Below are 19,753 nucleotides of genomic sequence, written 5' to 3'. Positions count from 1 at the left end.
TACGTTCTTTTGCTCTGAAAGGCTAATGCTTTCGATATGAAATGGTAAAAGCAAAAGGGAGAGTAGCGCAACACGGATTTTCGTACTACTTCCCTTTTTTGCCCAGTTTTCGCGTATCGAATTAATAAAAAAGCCCCCCAGACATTATCTGGGGGGCTTTTTCCGTGTAGCAACTACCGATTATGGCGTGTTTGTCACTACCTGGCCGGCCTCGGGCTGGGCGGCGCTGCGGTCCTTGAGTGTGCCTAGCTCCTGCCCTACTTCTATAAAGGCCTGAATAGCTTTGTCGAGGTGTTCACGCGTGTGGGCGGCGGAAAGCTGCACCCGAATACGGGCCTGGCCCTGGGGAACTACGGGGTAATAGAAGCCGATTACATAAATGCCTTTGTCGAGCATTTTGCCTGCAAATTCCTGAGCCAGCTTAGCGTCGTAAAGCATAACCGGCACAATGGGGTGCTCACCGGGCTTAATATCAAAGCCCGCCTCGGTCATTTTGGCGCGGAAATACTTGGTGTTTTCTTCCAACTGGTCGCGCAGTTGGGTGCTTTCGTTCAGCAACTCCAGCACGCGCAGGGAAGCTCCTACAATAGCCGGGGCCAACGTGTTAGAAAACAGATAAGGCCGGCTGCGCTGCCGCAACATTTCAATGATTTCCTTACGGCCCGTGGTGAAGCCACCCATAGCGCCGCCTAGGGCTTTGCCCAGCGTGCCAGTGATGATATCCACGCGGCCCATCACGCCGCGCAGTTCGTGGGTGCCGCGGCCAGTTTTGCCCAAAAAGCCCGTGGAGTGACATTCATCTACCATTACCAGGGCCTGGTACTTGTCGGCGAGGTCACAGATCTGGTCGAGGCGGGCGATGGTGCCGTCCATGCTGAAGGAGCCGTCGGTAACGATGATGCGGTGGCGACTGCCTTTGGCGGTGGCGTCCTGGAGCTGCTTTTCCAGGTCCTGCATGTCATTGTGGGTGTAGCGGTAGCGCTGGGCTTTGCACAACCGCACGCCATCAATGATAGAGGCGTGGTTCAGGGCATCCGAAATAATAGCGTCCTGCTCATTGAATAGAGGCTCGAATACGCCGCCATTGGCGTCGAAGGCCGCCGCGTACAGAATCGTGTCCTCGGTGCCCAGAAACTCGGCGAGCTTACGCTCCAGTTCTTTGTGAATATCTTGAGTGCCACAGATAAAGCGCACCGACGACATGCCGTAGCCGTGAGTATCAATGGCCGCCTTGGCCGCCTCAATCACCTCGGGGTGCGACGACAAGCCCAGGTAGTTATTGGCGCAGAAGTTCAGCACTTCGCCGGCCTCGTTGGTTTCAATGGTGGCGCCCTGGGGCGAGGTAATCACGCGTTCTTTTTTGAACAGACCGTTGGCTTTAATATCGGCCAGCTGGGTTTCGAGGTCGGGTTGAAGGGTGGTATACATATGGGTTGGGAAGAATGAGTGTCGAATACGTAACGAGAACTGCGGGGGGCAATTTTCGTTATTTTTTGGCTTGGGTGCGAATGAAGAAATCCTGCACGCCCTGCCGGCCGCTGTCCATCAGCGACTGCTTTTGCGCCGCCGATACCTGCTTGATTTTGGGATTAAACCCTAAGGTATTGATGCTAATAGTGCGTGGCCAGTCGGTGGCAGTGGTAGCATTCAAGTTTTCGATGGCTAGCGTGTAGAAGGCGCCCATGTAACTGCCGAAGTCGTGGATGTCGTAGGGCGCGAGTTGGCGGCGGCCGTCGGGCAGCGTGTCGTAGGCAATCTGCTCGGCGCGGTCGAGGCGCAAGCCCAGGGTTTCGGGGTTGACAAATTGCCCCCCGGAAGCTGGCGCCGAAGTGCTGGAGGGCAAATATCGGGCGTGGTCGAATAAGTCGAGCGGATAGTTGGCCAGCAGACCGCCATCTACCAACACGTTCACTTTCTGATCTTTCGCGGGTTTGCGCACTACCTGTCCCTGCTCATCAAGCAACACGGCCCGGAAGTACAGCGGTATGCTCATGCTGATGCGCACGGCATCGGCCACGCGCAGATTGGGGTGAGTTTCGTAGCTGAACACCTCAGTGCGCTGGGTAGTGAGGTTAGTGCCCGTTACGTACAGGTCGCGGCCTTTTCCTTGCTGGGCGAGTTCGTGAAGCTGGCCCAGGGTGAGGGCGGGCTTTTGGGTTTTGTGGGCCACTAAGTCGCTGAGATACTTAGTGAACTGGTCGCCGCGGTACCAGCCGTATTGCTTGATCAGGCGCGTGCTGCCGCCGAAAAAGATAAGCCGGCCATCGTTGAGCCGTTGCACGGGCGTGTTGTTCACTACCTCAATAATTTCCTGGGGCGAGTACCCCACGGCCAGCAACGCCGCCTGAATAGCGCCCGCCGACGTGCCGCCTACCCGCTGAATACCGGCCAGCACGCCTTGCTTTTCCAGTTCCGCCAAGGCCCCACCGTAGGCAATGCCCCGGATGCCGCCGCCTTCCATCACCAAATTGCGATAGATAACCGGCGCTGTAGCCTGGCAATGGGCCACATACGTACTACTACAGTAAAAAGCCAATAGCAGGACAAATCGCCGCATACAGTGACAGTTGAGATTACCCAAAAGTAGGCAAAACCGACTGCTTCTATTAGCAGGGCAACTGCTGGGCACGGGAGTTGCGGAGCGAGTGCAGCCGAGCTTCCCTGCAAGCCTTTGACTGGCATAACCGCTCGACCCGGTATCTTTGTAGCCCCACCCACCCATTTTCCCTTTTATTAGCATGGAAAACACCCCCAGTGATACCATACTCGTTATTGGTGCCTGCGGGCAGCTCGGTTTTGAGCTCACCCACGCCCTGCGCCAACGCTACGCCGCCGAACACGTAATTGCCGCCGATGTGCGCCTGCCCCAACAAACGGAGTTGCAGGAAGCAGGCCCCTTCGAGCTGCTCGACGTGCTTGACCGTCCCCGCCTCGAAGCCATCATTGAGCAGTACCGCCCCCGGCAGATTTATCACCTAGCGGCTTTGCTGTCGGCTACCGCTGAGAAAAATCCGGAGTTTGGCTGGCGCCTGAACATGGATGGCTTGCTAAACGTGCTGGACCTATCAGTGAAGTACAAAGTAGCGCAGGTGTATTGGCCGAGCTCTATTGCCGTATTTGGGCCGGACACGCCCCGCCAAAACACCCCCCAGCTGACCATTATGAACCCCAGCACGGTGTACGGAATCAGCAAGCTGGCTGGGGAGCAATGGTGCGAGTGGTATCACAAAAACCACGGCCTCGACGTGCGCTCCCTGCGCTACCCCGGCCTGATCAGCTACAAAACGCTACCCGGCGGCGGCACCACCGACTACGCCGTGGACATCTACCACAAAGCCGTAGCCGGCCAGGCTTACGAATGTTTCCTGCAAGAGGACACCTACCTACCCATGATGTACATGCCCGACGCCCTCAAAGCCACTCTGGATTTGATGCACGCGCCGGCCGAGAAAATCAAAATTCGCTCTTCCTATAATCTGGGTGCGATGAGCTTTTCGCCCGCCGAGATTACAGCGTCAATTCAGCGCCACGAGCCGGATTTCGAAGTAACCTACAAGCCCGATTCGCGCCAGCAGATTGCCGACTCCTGGCCTGCTAGTATCGACGACTCTCGCGCCCGCCAGGACTGGGGCTGGCAGCCCGAGTTTGACTTGGATAAGATGACGGCCGATATGCTTCTGCATCTGCACGAGGCGGAAGCCCAAGTGACCATGAGTCGTTAAGCGGTTCATTTTCAACCCATCAAAAAGCCCCCCAGAGGCTTTCTGGGGGGCTTTTTTAATAGGCTGAAAACTGTTTTGCGCAATGGGCGTTTTCTGCTAGCCGCCGCGCAAGTCGGCGAAAACACTATTTAAAGCTATGATTGTCAATTACACTACCGCCGGCTGGCAGATTATCTATCAACAATCGCACGCGTTACTGGCGGCGCAGCTGGCTTGGCACTGGCCGCCGTTTGGCCCCACTGATCGCTGGGTGGGCCTGCTGGCCGCCATAACCCAGCACGACGATGAACAGCGCCCCTGGGATGGGCACTACGGCCTCACGCCTACCGGTGCGCCCGCCGATTTTACGATGAAGGACTTCTCCTTGGAACAAGCCACCGGCGTACTGCGGGCGGCCCGGTTTCAGGGTCAGTGGCGCAGCCTGCTTACTAGCATGCACCTTAGCTTTCTGTATGAGTCGCTTAGGGGGCAAAAAAAGGAGCTGGATGCATTTCTGGATGAGCAGAAAGCGAATCAGCAGCGTTGGCGCAAAGCCTTGAATATTAGCAAAGCCGAAACCCAACAAGCGTACGACCTGATGCAGTGGTGCGACCGGCTCTCCCTGATTCTGTGTCGTCACGAACTTCCCGAAATGGGCCGCGCCCTCGAAATCAGTCAAGGCCCCGACGGGCAGCGCTACGATGTAACCCGCCCCAACTCCGATGGCCCAGTAGTCATAACGCCTTGGCCCTTCGTAGCGGACCGCTTCACGGTGGGCGTAGAAGCTAGTATCTTGGCCCAATTACAATTTAAAGACGATGCCGAGCTGGCTGCTCACCTTAAACAAGCACCTATTGAAACGCTACGTTGGGAGCTAGCGAAGACAATTAGCAATTAACAGTAAGCGCCAGCATAACCGAATTGGCTCATTGTCGATTGCTAAGTAATAAATGTCAGGGTTGACTCTTCAGCTTCGTGACCGGGACGGGGCTTTCCATTAGGCCCTCCGGCACGGTTTGGCGAGCTGCTATATCCGTGATGCGGGCGGGCTTGGTGAGGTCGCTGCGGTCTGCGGCCAGTAGGATGTTGCCGTGCTGACTGTAATCGGCCCAACGGCGCCGGAAAGCGGGCTGAGGGTCATCAGCCTTAGCAAAATAAGACCACTCCTGCACGAGGCCGCTGCTGCGTAGCACTCGAATCTCGTAGCGGTTTTCGGGCGTCACACCTACGTCTTTAAACGTCATTTGCAGGATATCAGCAGGCTCGTTTTCAAACGTAGTGCCGAGACCACGGTAAGTGAGCGTCACGCCTGAGTCTTTGAGCTTGAAGGGCATGATGAGCCACCACGAGTTATTCACCCAAAGCGGATACATTTTCTCCATTAGCTCTTGACCACCAGGCGTATCGGTTATTTCCTTTCCGCCTTTATATGCCTTGCCGGTGCGGGTTAATAGGTTATAATTAGCCACCAAGCTGTCCTGCTCCCAGTGAAAATCGCCGGTGTATTTGTCCCAGATCTGGTATTGGCCCCGAAAAAAGCTCCAAGCCAGATAGCGCGTATTCTGCCAGTTCTGATAGCCCCCCATGCGAGCCATTACGGTGTCGGCAATGGCAATAGCGCGCGGGTCGGAGCCCAGCAGATCGAAGCCTTGCCCGGCCGGGTACGCCGGCGTGGCACTAATGGTAGCCACCTCGCGAATGCGCTGACAACCCATGGAGTAAAACAACAAACCAACTACGAGAGCGTAGCCGCCGGTGCGTAAGAAAAGGTAGAACGCCTTCATTTTGAGGAGGTAGGAAAAAGGATTGAGCTCGAGCCCAAACGAAAGTACTGCTTTCCGATTGGGTAGCGGGCGCTTCTATACGCGACGCCCGCTCGGGTGTTCATAATCCCACCTCAACCGAACACATGCTTACGCTAGCCCGTACTACTCACTGGCTTTATGCGGGCCTGTCCTTCGTTTTCTTTTTATCTATGGCGCACTATAGCTTTTCCGACGTTTTAAAGATCTTCAAGTCCTCGGCTCTCGAGTTCGTTGAAAATAACTCTTTCCGGCACGCAGCGGCTCTTTCCTACTACACAATCTTCTCCTTGCCGCCACTGCTGCTGATCGTTATCACTACGGCCAGCGCCATCTATGGCACCGAGGCCGTGACAGGCCAGGTATATGGGCAGCTGCGCGGCATTCTGGGAGCCGATTCGGCTAAGTTCCTGCAAGATTCTATTGCCGAATTTAATAAGCAGCAAAAAGGTGGGCTGGCCGCTATCATCGGTGCCGGCACCCTAATCTTCGCGGCCACCACTTTCTTCGTTACGCTTCAGGCCAGCATCAATGATATCTGGAATCTGAAGGTAATCCCCCGTAGCGGCATATGGCAGTTTATACGCGACCGGTTGCTCTCCTTTGGCCTCATTCTGAGCGTAGCCCTGTTGCTGCTTATTTCATCGGTAATCAGTGCGTTGCTAAGCTTTTTCACCGATTATCTGCGCCAGCTACTACCCGAAATTACGGTAGTAGTAATCCGCTTCATCGATTTTGGCTTGTCGCTATTTATTACCACGCTACTGTTTGCGCTCATTTACCGCTTTCTACCCGACGCCATCATTCGTTGGCGCGACGTTGGTATTGGGGCCTTTATTACAGCGCTGCTGTTCTTGCTGGGCAAATACCTAATTGCCGCTTATATCAGCTATGCCGATCCGGGATCAGCATTTGGGGCAGCCGGCTCGGCCATTATTCTGCTTTTGTGGGTTAACTACTCTTCTCTTATTCTCTTCTTCGGGGCTGAGTTCACCCAAGAGTTCGCCGACGCTTTTGGCCAAAGGGTGCAGCCCAAATCGCATGCCGTGCGCATTGAAGTGCGGGAGATACCGCCCGGCGAAACCGCAGAGGAAATTAGCACTGGGCGACCACGAGCTGAGGGCCGCTTTCGAAATTAAAATAAGGCCTACAGCCAGTGGTGAAAGCATAGGAAAAGTTAAATAAACGAGTAGGTTTACGGCATCGCCTAGCCCTACTCGTTTGTATGAAACAGCTGTACCGACTTCTTGCGCTCCTGCCAAGTCTGGGGGGCATTTTCATAGCTTTAAGTGCTGTAGCTCAGCAGCCTGTTGCATCTCAAGACACACGGGTGCTGGACGTTAGCCCCATCGTGGGCGAGGTCATTGATCAGCAGGAGAAAGCCACCTACGGCCTCTTTCCGTACTACCCCGCCAGCAACTTCCGGGATGCTCGCTTTGTACAGAGCCTCAGCCCTGATAGCGCCATTACCCTCCAAGCCTCTTTCCTTGATGGCAGCACCAAGCAGCGGCCCTTCACTGTTGAAGAATTCCGGGCAGTACGCGCCAGCATCGAAGAACGACAGAAGGTGCTAAGTGCTAATCCTGGCTTTACCACGGCGGGAATCGGCACACCTGATTCGCTGGGTCAGATGTACTCCGTGGAACTACGCACAGGCACTTCCTTTATAGGCCGACTTGTAGCCAGACGAGCCGGAGAGTATGAGTTTCAGACCACGGACGTAGGGCGCATCACAGTGCAGCAGGCCAACATCAAAAACATGCAGCTTCTGACGTCCAACCAAGCTGGCAGAGGTTGGGACCCTGTGGGCAATGGCACTCGCATCTTTTTCGCACCTACTGCCCGCGCACTTCGGCAAGGCGAGGGCTATGTGCAGGACATTAATATTTTCTTTGTGGGGGCCAACTATGGCGTTACCAATAATATAGCCATTGGTGGGCTTGTGGGGTTACTTCCAGGCGCGGGTCTGAACATCCTATCCGTGACGCCCAAAGTCGGCGTTGCCGTGACGGAGAAGTTTAGCGTGGGGGCGGGCGTCTTGCTTGCCAGTGTATTTGGCGATGTAGGTGGTATTGGCTACGGCCTCGGCACCTATGGCACTGCTGATAATAATGTTACGCTCGGTCTAGGCTATCTATTTGCCGACGGTGAAGTAGAAAGTAGCCCAGTAGTAGTAATCGGTGGTGCTTCGCGCGTTTCGCGGCGCCTATCGGTCCTAAATGAGACTTACATTGTTGATGGCGGCTTCGGTGGGCTAGTAGGCTTACGAATGGCTGCGGCACGACTGAGTGGCAGCCTCGGCATTTTGTACGGTACTAACGGCGAAAAGAGAATATTTGTACCTGCCTACCTGGAAGTCACGTACCGATTTGGGAAAGTGAAGTAATAGGATGTGTCCAGTAAAGCAAAAAAGCCCCCCAGATATCTGGGGGGCTTTTTTGATCTGTTTAATAAATCTTACGCTGCTACCGGCTTCTCTTTCACGGCTAGCTGTCCGCAGGCTGCGTCGATGTCTTTACCGCGGGAGCGACGAATGTTGGTTTGTACGCCGCGGTCGGCCAGGAACTTGTGAAAGGCAGTGATTTTGTCGGCCTCGGCGTTCTGGTAGCTGGCGTTGTCGATGGGGTTATACTCAATCAGATTCACCTTGCAGGGCAACCACTTGCTGATGGCGTACAGCTCGGCGGCATCTTCCAATGTGTCGTTGAAGTTCTCGAATACGATGTACTCGTAGGTGACTTTGCGGCCGGTTTTCTGGTGATAATACTGCAAGGCCTCCTTCAATGCCGCCAAAGAGTTGGCCTCATTGATGGGCATAATCTCGTTGCGCTTGGTATCGTTAGGCGCGTGCAGACTCAGGGCCAGATTGGCTTTCACGTCATCGTCGGCCAACTTCTTGATCATCTTAGCAATGCCGGCCGTGCTGATGGTGATGCGGCGGGGGGCCATGTTCAGGCCATCGGGAGCGGTGATGCGCTCCACGCTTTTTACCACGTTGGCGTAGTTGAGCAGCGGCTCGCCCATGCCCATATACACGATGTTGGTGAGCGGCGTGCCGTACTGGCTTTCACACTGCTCCCGAATCCGCACCACCTGGTCGTAGATTTCGGCCGCATCTAGGTTGCGCTTGCGCTCCATGTAGCCGGTGGCGCAGAACTTACAAGTAAGCGAGCAGCCCACCTGCGAGCTGATGCAAGCCGTCATGCGCGTATCGTGCGGGATGAGCACACCCTCCACAATATTGCCATCGTGCAGACGGAAAGCCGACTTGATGGTGCCGTCGTTACTGAGCTGGTGGTTTTGCACCGTCACTCCGTTGATAACAAAGTGCTGTGCCAGCAACTCACGCGTGGCCAGGCTGATATTGTTCATTTCCTCAAACGAGGAGGCCGTATTTTTCCAGAGCCACTCCAGCACCTGCTTGGCACGGAAAGGCTTCTCGCCGTGCTCCACCATAAAGGCTTTGAGCTCGTCGGGGGTGAGTTTGCGGATGTCGCGCTTGGTAAGTACGGGCAAGGATATCATAGGGCAAAGATACAATGTAGCAGGCGCTTGGGTTCCAGAATATGGAGTTCTGTGCCTGTTATTGGGCGGCCACGATCTTCTCAAGTGTCAGCTAGTGATTACTGACAAAGCAGGGGATTGTAAAATTAAAGCATCTCAAAATAAATCAACATTTATATTTTACTTCATAGCCAATGGATGATTTATGCAATTTTATAGAGGGTTTTGGCACAAATTTTACAAGTAATTTGATCTTATAAACTTATCTAATTCTTTAGCCTGTTTCCCAGGAGAAAATAATAAACTATTTATCATAGATCTGAATGGCGAATACAGGAACATGTATTTCGCTTTCTCTTTAGTTATTAAAGCAAAACATGGCGGAGCTAAAAACGGTATAGGTAGAAAAAAATTTAAATCTTGAACTACAGTGTCAATCTTTAGGTATTGAGATTTATCAATAGATATCTTTTTATACAAATTGGTTATATTTATATGGCTTTCTTTAAACTCTATCATATATAGTTTTGAGCTAAAATAATTAATTACTCCGAAAAATATAACTGCGATCCAAAAAACAATCCATAGATTTAATCCTCTACTGAAGAGGGCAAACAACCAAAAAACAATCAACATCACGACTGATATAAATAACATTAAAAACTGCCTTATATCAACTCTCTCGGTTTTGTTTGTTATCATATAGTTTGTTAAAGAATTACAATAAAATCTAGACTCTTCTGAGATTCCAAATATCAGTTGCAATAAACTTTATAAAGCAAAATTGCCCCCCAGTCGCGCCGCAACTTCATCGACCAAGTGCTTAAGTTTGCGGGTGTTGTAATCAAAGCACAGCATGCCCGTTTTCGCTCGCGCTACTTCCTTACCATCTTGGTTTTTAACCCAATACACTACGTCAAAGCCGTAGCGGTGCAGGTCGGTGGCGGCTAGTTGAATGTGCAGCACGTCGCCGTGGAAGCCTTCGCCTTTGTACTCTATGGCCACATCGGCCATGATGAGGCCGATTTTGGTAGTCGGGTCGAATTCGGGTAGCTGGCAATGTTGTAAGAATTGCACCCGGGCCTCATGCATGATACTGAGTAGCGCATCGTTGCCGAGATGGGCACCGTAGTTCAAGTCGGTGATGCGCACCGGAATTTGAATAGTAAGCGGGAATGCGTCGGGTAGAGCTACTTTTACACGGGCCATGTTAGAATAAGGAAGTAGGAATGAATAATGAAGAATTGCACGCAGAGCCAAAGGTAGAAGTTCGAGTAACGCAAGATGGCTCCAGCACGCTGTACGTGCCGGCGCTGGATGAGCATTACCATTCTACCCACGGCGCCGTGCAGGAGGCGCAGCACGTGTACCTGGGCGCGGGCCTAGAGCCAGCTTTGGCGGCGTCTGGGGGGCAAATTCGGGTGCTGGAAATTGGCTTTGGGACCGGCCTGAATGCCTTGCTTACCCTTCAACGCAGCTTACTTACCCCCCAGCCGATTCACTATGATACGCTGGAGAAATATCCGCTGCCGGCCGAGGTTATTACCAGTCTGGGCGTGGAGCGCTACATTCTGAACCCTGAGTTACAGGAGTTTCACTACCAACTGCACGCCGCACCCTGGGACGAGGCAGTCCGCATCACGCCCCAATTTACTTTGCGCAAACTCCACGCGGCCTTGCAGGATTTTCAGCTTCCCGCCATCCACTACAACGTTATCTACTTCGACGCCTTCGCCCCCGAGAAGCAACCCGATATGTGGACCGACGCGGTATTCAGCCAGTTATACGCGGCCACCGCGCCGGGGGGCATTTTGACGAGTTACTGTGCCAAAGGCAGTTTCCGCCGCAGCTTGAAAGCGGCCGGTTGGGTAGTGGAAAAAGTTCCGGGCCCGCCCGGCAAGCGCGAGATGACGCGAGCGAGGAAGTTAGTTTGAACAATGTGGAGACGCGAATACGTGCTTCAATCGTTGCTGATAGTGTTAGTTGTTAAGCTTATCTGACCAAATTGCGGGGCTCTAATCATTTAGAGATTAGACGCGATTACGCGCCTCTACATCGTTCCCACTAACTCCACTTTCGTTTGCGGCCCCTATACTTGTCTATTCCGGCATTTTATAACTTGCCCACATGAGTCGAAAACTTATTGAAACCGACGGCCAACAGTGGGTAGAGCGCGGTATCATTAGTCCCGAGCAGCATCGGCAGTTGCTGGAGCTGTACCCGGATGAGGCCCAGGCAGTTGGATTGCTGCCGCTGCTGGGAAGCTTGCTGGTTGGGCTGAGCGCCTTGAGCTTGGTAGCCGCTAACTGGCAGGGCCTGCCGGAGTGGCTGCGCATCGGGCTGCTGCTGGGGGCCTTTTTAGGCGCTTACGCCAGCGGTGAATTTTTCCTGCGCCGAGGCAATGGCTCGGTGGGTATTGGACTGGTGGGCCTTGGGCTAATTCTCTTCGGGGCGGCCATCATCCTGACCGGGCAGATGTACCAGCTCATTGGCTACGACGTGACGGGGCTGGTTGCCTGGGCCGTAGCAGGTACTTTGCTCACGTACTTGTACCGCAGCCGGTTTCTGTTTGTGCTCACGGTCGTGATTGGAGGCGTGGTGCAAGGCTACACCACTGGGCAGCTAGGTGCCTTCAGCTACGCGGCGGCAGTGCTTACGGCGGGTGGCTTGGGCTACTACTGGTGGCGCCGCCCCGATGTGCTGCTGGGGGGCGTTTTAGCTACCGGACTGCTCTGGCAAACGGGCTTGCTCATCGGGCACCTACACGCCAAAATCACCTGGTTTTTTGTGCCGGCCATGCTCATCTACGCCGCCGGTGACTGGCAAACCGACCGCCCCGCTGGCCGCGCCCTGCAAGGCCCTCCCCTGATTACGGCTTATCTGTTTATGCTAGGTTTGGCGCTGTACGGGGAGGTGGGCACCTACGCCGGCATGCTGCGGCCGCCCCTGCTGGCTTATCTGGCGGCTTTGCTCGTGGTGCTGGCTATTTCATTAGCAGGTAAGCGTACGCGCAACCGCCTGGGCAGCGCCACCGATTGGCTGCTGCTCCTGCCCGGCTTTTACTTGCCAGGCGGCCTGCCATTGGCTGTGGCTTCATTGGTGGTACTGTATGCTTACTCTGGCTCTGTATTGTGGCGGGCTCACGCCGAGCGAAACACCGAACGTGTAACCCTGGGGACCATTTTATTTATCCTCACGACCATGGTGGCCTATTTCAAGCTAACCTGGGAGTTCATGGATAAGTCAGTATTCTTCCTCTGTGGGGGCGTGCTTTTATTGGGGCTAAGCTGGTACCTGCGGCGGCGCAACGCCCGGGCCAGCAGCCATTAGTTGGTTTTACTAAACCCCACCTATGTTCTCGCTTCTATCTGATCAAGTGCCCCTACCCCGTCGGCGGAGGCTGTTGCTGCTGACTATCCTGGCGCAGGTGCTATTTATTGTGGCCGTAGCGGCGGCGGGCTACGCTACCACAGCCTACGGGCGCACCATTCGGCTGCGCACCACTCCCATCGACCCGCGCGACCTACTCTACGGTGACTATGTTATTCTGAATTATACAATCAGCCAGCTCCCCACTAGCCTCTGGCGCGAGCCCGGTTCTTATCCGCGCCGTGGCGAGCCTGTATATGTAGTGCTCCGCCCCGCTGGTCAGACTTACGAGGCTGTGCGAGTATACGCCAAAAAACCCGACGTGCCCGCCGACCAAGTAGTGCTGCGCGGCTGGGTAGCCGACCGTTGGCGCCGCAACCTGCGCATTCGCTACAACCTCGAGCGCTATTACGTGCCCGAAGGCACCGGCCGGGAGCTAGAGCGCCGCGGCGCCCGCAAGCCACTGCTCGTCGACATCAGTATTGCCCCCTGGGGTCAGGCCCGTATTACGGGGGTAGAAATAGTGCAAGAGGATAGTATAAACGCCCCCCAGCGTTAGCTAAACCGCCACAATTGCTCTGGCGTAACGCAGGCAGTCAGCGCCTGATCGGTGGGCGCTACATCCGTGATGGTAGTTATCGGGGCCTCGAAAGAGAAGCCAATGCGCTGAGCATCAGGCCTACATTGAGCCAGAAAACGGTCGTAGAAACCTTTGCCGTAGCCTACTCGGTGACCGTTTTGGTCGCAGGCTAATAGGGGCACTAACACGGCATCGAAGGCTGTGGGGGACATTTCGGTAGCACCAAGAGGTTCGGGTATGCCCCATTTATTGGCCACGAGCTTCGTTTGGGGTGTAAGATGGTAGTGGCGCAACGTCTGGCCATCGGCCCGCACGACGGGCACAGCTACCTGTAAGCCCGGTACTTCAGCCCAGATATGGTGAATAAGGCGCCAGGTATCTGGCTCATGCTGCTGCGGAATGGGCAGAAACACGTGCAGCCAGCGCCACTCCGCCACGGGGAAGCTGCTCAAAAACTGCTGCGTAAGCAAAGCGCTCCGGCGCTGCACCTCCGCTTCCGACAGGGCGCGGCGGCGAGCTAGAAATGCGCGACGGATGTCTGCTTTCAGCATATTTTTTTCAACATAAGCCCCCATAAACCAGAGGTGACTTGCCTTACTCTTCCTCCAGCACCGTAAACTCCAGCGCCAGCGGCTCAAAGGCATCTAGAAGTTGTTGAAGAAACTCGGGGTTGTTGATGTAGATGCTCAGCACATTGTCGACGCGCTCCTGCAAGTCACCGTCGGGGAAGAGCTTGTCTTTGAGGGCCGTAAGCTGAGTGTACACGATTTCGTGCTTGTTCTCGGCGGCTTTGCTGAGGCGCTTTTCCAGATTACCGAGGCCAGCGGCAGCTTTTTGGGCTTCGGCGGCTACGGTTTTTACCAGCGTGGGGTCGAGGCGTTGGGCAAGGTCGGTTATTTCTTTAAAAATGCCCCCCAGCGCTTCTTGCTGGGCTTTCAGGCTTACTTCTTCTTGCCCCAATTTTCCCCCCACTTGCTTTTTTAGCTCGGGCAGGGGCTGGAACAAATCGGTGACCGTGAGGCCGAGCTTGCGCAGCTTGCCGGCGTTAGCCTTGCTCACATACAGGCCCGAATTGCGCAGCAAGAGCACCGGAAACGGCACTTTATTATCGGCGAATATCTGCTTGAGCTGAAACCAGTACGCCACCTCGGCCCCGCCACCAATATAGGCCAGGTTGGGCAGCAGCAACTCCTGATACAGCGGGCGCAGCACCACGTTGGGGCTAAAGCACTCGGGCTGCTGGCGGCCCAGGTTCAGCAGCTCATCCGCCGTGTAGCGCCGGTCGGTGTTGCGCACCACAAACGCGTCGCCGTCGGGCTCTATCCGTTCGCGCTGACCTTCGTCGGTCAGGAAAAACAGGTTGAGCGGGCGCGCGTACACCTGGGGCTTGTAGCCGGCGGCCGTGAGCTGCTCGTCGGTCTTTTGCACAGCCTTATAAGAAGCCTGGGCGCTGATTTCCTGCTTAATCACTGGCACTAAAGCATGCTTTAGCGCAGCCGTATCGGCATCCAGACACACCAAGCCGAAGTCGCCAAACAGAGCCGTTACGAGCTGGCGCGTAGCAGCGGCCAGCGTGGGTGCCGTGCGGTAGGCATCGGCAAAAGCCGCCGGCACATCAGTCGATAACTGACTGAGCACCTGCTCGTCCAAGCCAGTCAGCGGCATGCGACCTACGGGGCCACCTAGTTTTTCAGCCTGCCATTCGTAGCGCTTCCCAAACAGGTTGAAGTGGTTGATTTCGGCAAAGTCGTGGTCTTCGGTAGCCATCCAGTACACGGGCACAAAGTCGTGCTGCGGGTACGCTTCCTTTAGCTGCTGGCTCAGCTTGATGGTGGTTATAACCTTGTAAACGAAATACAGCGGCCCCGTAAACAAGTTCAGTTGATGGCCCGTGGTGACGGTGAATGTGGTGGGCTGGGCCAGCAATTCAAGATTAGCGGCCACGCTGGGGGGCAATTTTGCTCCGCGGTACTGCTCCTGTAGGCTGGCTACCAGTTGGGCCCTGCTCTCGGTCGAATAAGCGCCTTGCTTTTCCTCTATTTGCCCCCCAAAGGCGTCAAGCGTCGGAAAGCGGTGGTAAAAGGGTTCCAGCGCCGCGTGCCGGGCCAGATAATCAGTAACTAAGGCTGAGAAGGCACCGGTGGCGGCGTACGGAAGGGTGGTCACGTGCATGATAGAAATACGGATAAGCTGTGTTAACCAGCAAAGCCCGACAAAGTAACGGGCTATTTCCGGAGTTGTCTGCGCGGAGCGCTCGAAGTGGGCTGCGAAACTCCTTAAATCGTGACCGTTTTATTCCCAAAAGTATATCAACGCTATATGCAGCCTTCCGTAAATTAGCCTCATTCAGTTTTTCCCTATTATCTCGGTATGGCCCCACGTCCTTACTTTCCCAACCTCGACGGCTTACGGACGGTGGCGTGCCTCGCCGTTTTTCTTATTCATAGCTTTATCAACCTGCCCAGCCCGGAGGTGCAATCGACGGCGGCATACCGCTACGGTCTGAATGCGTTCAGTGTGGGTCATGTGGGGGTCAACTTCTTCTTTGTCCTGTCCGGCTTTCTCATCACGTATCTGCTTCTGGATGAGGAGAAAAACTGGGGACGCTACAATATCCCCGCGTTTTACCGTCGCCGTATTGTGCGCATCTGGCCCTTGTATTACGCCTGCGTAGCCTTTGGATTTTTGGTAATGCCGGTGCTGAAGGCGAAGATGGGGCAGGAATGGAATGAGCTAGCAAATCCTTGGTGGTATGTTACTTTTCTGGCCAATGTAGCGGTGTTTTTTGATGGCTCTGAAGCGGCAGCATTTAATCTGAACGTGCTGTGGTCGGTTGCCATTGAGGAGCAGTTCTATTTGTTTTGGCCGCTTCTGCTCCTGTTATTTCGGCGCGCCCGGCCCGTGCTATTTATTTTGCTCATCGTCTTTAGCCTAGCCTTCCGCTACCTCTACCGCTTCGATGGCGACCGGCTCTATCAACACACGTTTTCCGTGCTCTCCGACCTAGTGATGGGTGGAGGCGCCGCGTGGCTGGCTTTCTATCGCCCCAATTTCCGAGCCTGGGTGAGCAACTGGTCGCGGCTGGCTATCGTGGCAGGCTACGTAGTAGGCATTAGCTTGATTCTGGCCCAGGAGCATGTGCTTGTTGGTCCCGTACTCCTGACCGGTCGCCGGGTAGTGTTGGGCTTATTCTTCGTGTTCGTGATTTTGGAGCAGAATTATGCCACAGAGTCTTTTTATAAGATGAGCCACAACCGTTTCCTCACGTATTGGGGCACCTTTACGTACGGCTTCTATTGCCTCCACCCTATCGGCCTGCAAATAGCGCTAATAGGGGTGCGCCGCTTCTGGCCCGGCCCCGAGGATTTAAGCTTTGTACTTATCTATTCCACGATAGCCTTGCTGGTTAGTGCCGCTATGGCTTGGGTAAGCTACCGTTTCTTCGAAACGCCTTTCCTGCGCCTGAAAGGCCGCTCCCGCACCGCCACGCCCATCCCATCCGCCGCCGAGCCTATTCTGGCACCAGCTTCAGTGGCAAGTGAAAAGTAGTCAAGAGATTTATATGTTGCTAAGAGTACTTGGCTGTAATGCAAGGCTGCCGCTACTTTTCAATTGACAATAAAAAAGCCCCCAGACATAGTTCTAGGGGCTTTTTCACATGGCTTATAGCTTGTTCAATTAAGCCAATGTGCCATAAAGATCGAAGTCGGATGCGTCGTGAATAAGTACAGGCGCGAAGTCACCCAGGCGCACGTGCGTATCAGGAGTGGCGGCTACCAGTACTTCGTTGTCTACTTCCGGCGAGTCGAACTCGGTGCGACCTACGAAGTAGCCGCTTTCCTTACGGTCGAAGAGCACCTTGTATGTCTTGCCAACCTTCTCCTCGTTCAGCTCCATCGAAATACCCTGCTGCAGCTCCATAATCTGGTCGGCGCGCTCGTGTTTCAGCTCGGCCGGCACATCGTCGGGGAGCGAATATGAGTGAGTATTTTCTTCGTGAGAGTACGTGAAGATGCCCAAGCGGTCGAAGCGGGTGCGCTCCACGAAGTCGTAGAGTTCCTCAAAATCCTGCTCCGTTTCGCCGGGGTGGCCAGCAATGAGCGTCGTGCGCAGAGCAATATCCGGCACCCGCTGGCGCATGGTATCTACCAGCTCAATGGTGCGGCGCTTACTAATACCCCGGCGCATGGTCTTGAGCATATTATCCGAAATATGCTGCAAGGGCATATCCAAGTACTTGCAGATGTTGGAGCGCTCGGCCATCACATCCAACGCATCCAACGGAAACTGCGACGGATACGCATACTGCAACCGAATCCAGTCAATACCATTCACGTCGGAAAGATTACGCAGCAAATCAGCCAGCTTACGTTCCCCATAAGCCTGCAAACCATAGTAAGTCAGATCTTGGGCAATGAGAATCAACTCTTTAGTCCCCATCGACGCCAAACGCTTAGCCTCGCGCACCAGTTCTTCTATAGGCCGGTCTACGTGCTTGCCGCGCATCAACGGAATGGCGCAGAACGAACAGGGCCGGTTACAACCCTCGGCAATCTTAAAGTAAGCGTAGTGCGAAGGCGTGGTAATAAGCCGCTCGCCTACTAGCTCGTGCATGTAGTTGGCTTCCAGCGTCTTCATCAGCTGCGGCAGCTCCAGCGTTCCGAAGTAAGCATCCACTTGCGGAATTTCTACCTCTAAGTCGGACTTATAGCGCTGGGATAGGCAACCCGTCACGTACAGCTTTTCCAAGCGGCCCGCTTCCTTTTCGTCGGCGTAGCGCAGAATGGTGTCGATGCTTTCCTGCTTGGCGTTATCAATGAAGCCACACGTGTTGATAATCACGATGTTGGCGTCGTTGTTTTCCGCCTCGTGCGTTACATCAAACTGGTTGGCCCGCAGCTGCCCCATGAGCACCTCCGAGTCTACTACATTCTTGGAGCAACCCAGCGTGATTACGTTTACTTTATTGGCCCGAGTGCCTTTTACTTTCATGTCAATGGGGTAAGCTAGCAGCAAGCTAAAGCGCCTACTGCTGAATAAATTGGCCCTAAGTCACGCGTCGCGAAATTGGGAGCGCAAAGGTACGCATGAGCCAACGCCTTTTCCTAGGCTGAACGTTCATTCGGTCCCGGAGCTATCTTCCTTCATTTGTTGCTTTAGCCAGAAGATGACTCCTAAGCTAGGTGCCAGGCAGCTCTAGCCTTCTTTCTATAGCATAAAAAAGCCCCCCAGCACTGATTACGCAGACCGAGGGGCTTTTTTATACTTCAGCTTACTTTTTCTTAAACAATGAGTTGACGAACGTGTGTCGGTCAAATAGCTGCAAATCTGTCATCTTCTCACCCACGCCGATATAGCGCACTGGAATGTTAAACTGATCGGAGATACCGATAACTACGCCGCCCTTGGCCGTGCCGTCGAGCTTGGTAATGGCCAGCGCTGATACTTCCGTGGCGCGAGTAAATTCTTTAGCCTGCAGGAAAGCATTCTGACCCGTACTGCCATCGAGCACCAGCAGCACTTCGTGGGGAGCGTCGGGAATCACCTTCTGCATCACCCGCTTAATCTTGCTCAGCTCGTTCATCAGGTTCACCTTGTTGTGCAAGCGCCCGGCCGTATCGATAATGACTACGTCGGCCTGCATTTCCACGCCTTTTTGTACGGCATCATAGGCTACGGAAGCCGGATCGGTATTCATGCCGTGCGAAATAACGGGGACGCCTACGCGCTGCCCCCACACGATGAGCTGGTCAACGGCGGCGGCCCGAAATGTATCGGCGGCACCCAGCACTACTTTTTTGCCAGCCGAGTGGAAGCGGTGGGCCAATTTGCCAATAGTCGTGGTTTTGCCCACGCCGTTTACGCCCACTACCATAATCACGAAGGGCCCGGCGTACGCACTCGTATCGGGCCGGTCGAGGATGGCGCTACCGGAGTTATTTTCCGATAGCAGCTCGGCAATTTCTTCGCGCAGAATGCGGTCAAGCTCGCCGGTGCTCACAAATTTGTCGCGGGCTACCCGATCCTCAATGCGCTTAATAACCTTGACGGTGGTATCAATGCCCACGTCGGCGTGCACCAACACGCCCTCCAAGTCGTCGAGTACTTCCTCGTCTACCTTGCTTTTACCGACAACCGCTTTGCTGAGCTGATCAAAGAAGCTGGTTTTAGACTTTTCCAGCCCTTTATCCAGCGACTCCTGTTGCTCCTTGCTTTCTTTATCCTTTTTGAAAAAGTCGAAAAGTCCCATGGATGAGGAAGTAGCGCGAAGCTCCAGCTTCGCGTATCGTTGCACGCCAATCGTTGCGACGAACTGGGTAAATGTAGTCAAACAACGACACGCGAAGCTGGAGCTTCGCGCTACAACGCAAAAAAGTCCCACTGCTGGCGGGACTTCTTCACTGCTTTAATAACGCCACAGAAGGCGGCAGAACTACTTGGTCCCGGAGGCCAGGTACTCCTGTACTTTGTCTACGAGCACCATTTCCTCACGGAAGGTGTAAGCGCCAGTTTTTGGCGACTTCACGGCACGAATGACTTTAGCCCAGTCTTTTCCGCCCGCTACTTTCAGGGTTGCTACTACTTTCTTAGCCATTGCTCAGCTTACTTGATTTCCTTGTGAACGGTCATCTTCCGCAGGACAGAGTTGAATTTCTTCAGCTCAATGCGCTCGGGAGTGTTCTTACGATTCTTCGTAGTGATATAGCGCGAGGTGCCTGGCTGGCCCGAGTTCTTGTGCTCGGTGCACTCCAGGATTACCTGCACCCGGTTTCCTTTCTTAGCCATCTCGACTGGGG

General features: G+C 54.4%; 19 protein-coding genes. 8 read left to right on the top strand and 11 right to left on the bottom strand.

The genetic code is table 11. From position 1 onward, the window contains the following. Nucleotides 1–180 precede the first annotated feature (180 nt). Together kbl and ACW9KT_RS02315 are read right to left on the bottom strand one after the other, a co-directional pair. On the bottom strand, nt 181–1,428 hold the full coding sequence (gene kbl, locus ACW9KT_RS02320) for a glycine C-acetyltransferase (RefSeq protein ID WP_457077775.1): 1,248 nt from the start codon (nt 1,426–1,428) through the stop codon (nt 181–183). 58 nt (nt 1,429–1,486) lie between these two features. After that, entirely contained in the window at nt 1,487–2,557 is a 1,071-nt protein-coding gene (locus ACW9KT_RS02315; RefSeq protein ID WP_457077774.1) for a patatin-like phospholipase family protein, read from the bottom strand. A gap of 181 nt (nt 2,558–2,738) precedes the next feature. On the opposite strand from ACW9KT_RS02315, the gene ACW9KT_RS02310 reads away from it, so the two are divergent. Both ACW9KT_RS02310 and ACW9KT_RS02305 read left to right on the top strand, forming a co-directional pair. Next, a complete protein-coding gene (locus tag ACW9KT_RS02310) occupies nt 2,739–3,722 on the top strand; it encodes an NAD-dependent epimerase/dehydratase family protein (RefSeq protein ID WP_457077773.1) in 984 nt (327 codons plus the stop codon). 136 nt (nt 3,723–3,858) lie between these two features. Continuing rightward, nucleotides 3,859–4,599: a DUF3891 family protein gene (locus ACW9KT_RS02305; RefSeq protein WP_457077772.1), complete on the top strand. Its 741-nt coding sequence runs from the start codon at nt 3,859–3,861 to the stop codon at nt 4,597–4,599. A gap of 55 nt (nt 4,600–4,654) precedes the next feature. Here the strand turns inward: ACW9KT_RS02305 and ACW9KT_RS02300 are convergent, their stop codons facing one another. Beyond that, nucleotides 4,655–5,485: a hypothetical protein gene (locus ACW9KT_RS02300; protein ID WP_457077771.1), complete on the bottom strand. Its 831-nt coding sequence runs from the start codon at nt 5,483–5,485 to the stop codon at nt 4,655–4,657. A 125-nt stretch (nt 5,486–5,610) separates the two neighbouring features. Between ACW9KT_RS02300 and ACW9KT_RS02295 the strand changes: the two genes are divergently transcribed. Both ACW9KT_RS02295 and ACW9KT_RS02290 read left to right on the top strand, forming a co-directional pair. Continuing rightward, nucleotides 5,611–6,642, top strand: coding sequence for a YihY/virulence factor BrkB family protein (locus ACW9KT_RS02295; RefSeq protein ID WP_457077770.1), 1,032 nt, complete (start codon nt 5,611–5,613; stop codon nt 6,640–6,642). A gap of 86 nt (nt 6,643–6,728) precedes the next feature. Then, a complete protein-coding gene (locus ACW9KT_RS02290; RefSeq protein ID WP_457077769.1) occupies nt 6,729–7,889 on the top strand; it encodes a hypothetical protein in 1,161 nt (386 codons plus the stop codon). A gap of 71 nt (nt 7,890–7,960) precedes the next feature. Here ACW9KT_RS02290 and rlmN read toward each other — a convergent pair whose 3' ends face one another. Further along, nucleotides 7,961–9,028 (bottom strand): 23S rRNA (adenine(2503)-C(2))-methyltransferase RlmN, encoded by a 1,068-nt coding sequence (gene rlmN, locus ACW9KT_RS02285; protein WP_457077768.1) that lies wholly within the window; start codon nt 9,026–9,028, stop codon nt 7,961–7,963. A gap of 750 nt (nt 9,029–9,778) precedes the next feature. Beyond that, a complete protein-coding gene (locus ACW9KT_RS02280; protein WP_457077767.1) occupies nt 9,779–10,216 on the bottom strand; it encodes a thioesterase family protein in 438 nt (145 codons plus the stop codon). 20 nt (nt 10,217–10,236) lie between these two features. On the opposite strand from ACW9KT_RS02280, the gene mnmD reads away from it, so the two are divergent. The 3 genes from mnmD to ACW9KT_RS02265 all read left to right on the top strand — a co-directional run bounded on the left by mnmD (nt 10,237) and on the right by ACW9KT_RS02265 (nt 12,935). After that, complete coding sequence (gene mnmD, locus ACW9KT_RS02275) at nt 10,237–10,941, top strand: tRNA (5-methylaminomethyl-2-thiouridine)(34)-methyltransferase MnmD (protein ID WP_457077766.1); 705 nt, start codon at nt 10,237–10,239, stop codon at nt 10,939–10,941. A 193-nt stretch (nt 10,942–11,134) separates the two neighbouring features. Then, on the top strand, nt 11,135–12,337 hold the full coding sequence (locus tag ACW9KT_RS02270; RefSeq protein ID WP_457077765.1) for a DUF2157 domain-containing protein: 1,203 nt from the start codon (nt 11,135–11,137) through the stop codon (nt 12,335–12,337). Nucleotides 12,338–12,359: 22 nt separating this feature from the next. After that, a complete protein-coding gene (locus tag ACW9KT_RS02265; protein ID WP_457077764.1) occupies nt 12,360–12,935 on the top strand; it encodes a GDYXXLXY domain-containing protein in 576 nt (191 codons plus the stop codon). On the opposite strand, the gene ACW9KT_RS02260 is transcribed toward ACW9KT_RS02265, so the two are convergent. Both ACW9KT_RS02260 and bshC read right to left on the bottom strand, forming a co-directional pair. Beyond that, the gene (locus ACW9KT_RS02260; protein WP_457077763.1) at nt 12,932–13,507 is read right to left on the bottom strand and encodes a 5-formyltetrahydrofolate cyclo-ligase; all 576 of its coding nucleotides are present in this window, start codon (nt 13,505–13,507) and stop codon (nt 12,932–12,934) included. The genes ACW9KT_RS02265 and ACW9KT_RS02260 overlap by 4 nt on opposite strands. Before the next feature lie 43 nt (nt 13,508–13,550). Beyond that, on the bottom strand, nt 13,551–15,128 hold the full coding sequence (bshC, locus tag ACW9KT_RS02255) for a bacillithiol biosynthesis cysteine-adding enzyme BshC (protein WP_457077762.1): 1,578 nt from the start codon (nt 15,126–15,128) through the stop codon (nt 13,551–13,553). A 198-nt stretch (nt 15,129–15,326) separates the two neighbouring features. Here bshC and ACW9KT_RS02250 point away from each other — a divergent pair, with 198 nt between their 5' ends. Next, nucleotides 15,327–16,505, top strand: a complete 1,179-nt coding sequence (locus ACW9KT_RS02250) for an acyltransferase family protein (RefSeq protein WP_457077761.1) — start codon at nt 15,327–15,329, stop codon at nt 16,503–16,505. A gap of 129 nt (nt 16,506–16,634) precedes the next feature. Here the strand turns inward: ACW9KT_RS02250 and rimO are convergent, their stop codons facing one another. The 4 genes from rimO to rpmG form a co-directional block, all read right to left on the bottom strand. Further along, nucleotides 16,635–17,948 (bottom strand): 30S ribosomal protein S12 methylthiotransferase RimO, encoded by a 1,314-nt coding sequence (gene rimO, locus ACW9KT_RS02245; RefSeq protein ID WP_457077760.1) that lies wholly within the window; start codon nt 17,946–17,948, stop codon nt 16,635–16,637. Between the two features lie 280 nt (nt 17,949–18,228). Then, nucleotides 18,229–19,206 carry a signal recognition particle-docking protein FtsY gene (gene ftsY / locus ACW9KT_RS02240; RefSeq protein ID WP_457078563.1) on the bottom strand — a complete coding sequence of 326 codons (978 nt, stop codon included), beginning with the start codon at nt 19,204–19,206 and terminating at the stop codon, nt 18,229–18,231. Nucleotides 19,207–19,389: 183 nt separating this feature from the next. Then, on the bottom strand, nt 19,390–19,551 hold the full coding sequence (locus ACW9KT_RS02235; RefSeq protein WP_133271382.1) for a DUF4295 domain-containing protein: 162 nt from the start codon (nt 19,549–19,551) through the stop codon (nt 19,390–19,392). An 8-nt stretch (nt 19,552–19,559) separates the two neighbouring features. Beyond that, nucleotides 19,560–19,742 (bottom strand): 50S ribosomal protein L33, encoded by a 183-nt coding sequence (rpmG, locus tag ACW9KT_RS02230; RefSeq protein WP_084445215.1) that lies wholly within the window; start codon nt 19,740–19,742, stop codon nt 19,560–19,562. Nucleotides 19,743–19,753: the final 11 nt, after the last annotated feature.

It is taken from the genome of Hymenobacter sp. HD11105, from assembly GCF_054051685.1.
Note: the sequence above shows the minus strand (reverse complement) of the source record. Positions and strands in the feature narration are given on the sequence as shown.

Excerpts from the sequence above, each read along its gene's own strand:
- kbl (WP_457077775.1), bottom strand. The coding sequence starts at position 1,428 with ATGTATACCACCCTTCAACCCGACCTCGAAACCCAGCTGGCCGATATT.
- ACW9KT_RS02315 (WP_457077774.1), bottom strand. The coding sequence starts at position 2,557 with ATGCGGCGATTTGTCCTGCTATTGGCTTTTTACTGTAGTAGTACGTAT.
- ACW9KT_RS02310 (WP_457077773.1), top strand. The coding sequence starts at position 2,739 with ATGGAAAACACCCCCAGTGATACCATACTCGTTATTGGTGCCTGCGGG.
- ACW9KT_RS02305 (WP_457077772.1), top strand. The coding sequence starts at position 3,859 with ATGATTGTCAATTACACTACCGCCGGCTGGCAGATTATCTATCAACAA.
- ACW9KT_RS02300 (WP_457077771.1), bottom strand. The coding sequence starts at position 5,485 with ATGAAGGCGTTCTACCTTTTCTTACGCACCGGCGGCTACGCTCTCGTA.
- ACW9KT_RS02295 (WP_457077770.1), top strand. The coding sequence starts at position 5,611 with ATGCTTACGCTAGCCCGTACTACTCACTGGCTTTATGCGGGCCTGTCC.
- ACW9KT_RS02290 (WP_457077769.1), top strand. The coding sequence starts at position 6,729 with ATGAAACAGCTGTACCGACTTCTTGCGCTCCTGCCAAGTCTGGGGGGC.
- rlmN (WP_457077768.1), bottom strand. The coding sequence starts at position 9,028 with ATGATATCCTTGCCCGTACTTACCAAGCGCGACATCCGCAAACTCACC.
- ACW9KT_RS02280 (WP_457077767.1), bottom strand. The coding sequence starts at position 10,216 with ATGGCCCGTGTAAAAGTAGCTCTACCCGACGCATTCCCGCTTACTATT.
- mnmD (WP_457077766.1), top strand. The coding sequence starts at position 10,237 with ATGAATAATGAAGAATTGCACGCAGAGCCAAAGGTAGAAGTTCGAGTA.
- ACW9KT_RS02270 (WP_457077765.1), top strand. The coding sequence starts at position 11,135 with ATGAGTCGAAAACTTATTGAAACCGACGGCCAACAGTGGGTAGAGCGC.
- ACW9KT_RS02265 (WP_457077764.1), top strand. The coding sequence starts at position 12,360 with ATGTTCTCGCTTCTATCTGATCAAGTGCCCCTACCCCGTCGGCGGAGG.
- ACW9KT_RS02260 (WP_457077763.1), bottom strand. The coding sequence starts at position 13,507 with ATGCTGAAAGCAGACATCCGTCGCGCATTTCTAGCTCGCCGCCGCGCC.
- bshC (WP_457077762.1), bottom strand. The coding sequence starts at position 15,128 with ATGCACGTGACCACCCTTCCGTACGCCGCCACCGGTGCCTTCTCAGCC.
- ACW9KT_RS02250 (WP_457077761.1), top strand. The coding sequence starts at position 15,327 with ATGGCCCCACGTCCTTACTTTCCCAACCTCGACGGCTTACGGACGGTG.
- rimO (WP_457077760.1), bottom strand. The coding sequence starts at position 17,948 with ATGAAAGTAAAAGGCACTCGGGCCAATAAAGTAAACGTAATCACGCTG.
- ftsY (WP_457078563.1), bottom strand. The coding sequence starts at position 19,206 with ATGGGACTTTTCGACTTTTTCAAAAAGGATAAAGAAAGCAAGGAGCAA.
- ACW9KT_RS02235 (WP_133271382.1), bottom strand. The coding sequence starts at position 19,551 with ATGGCTAAGAAAGTAGTAGCAACCCTGAAAGTAGCGGGCGGAAAAGAC.
- rpmG (WP_084445215.1), bottom strand. The coding sequence starts at position 19,742 with ATGGCTAAGAAAGGAAACCGGGTGCAGGTAATCCTGGAGTGCACCGAG.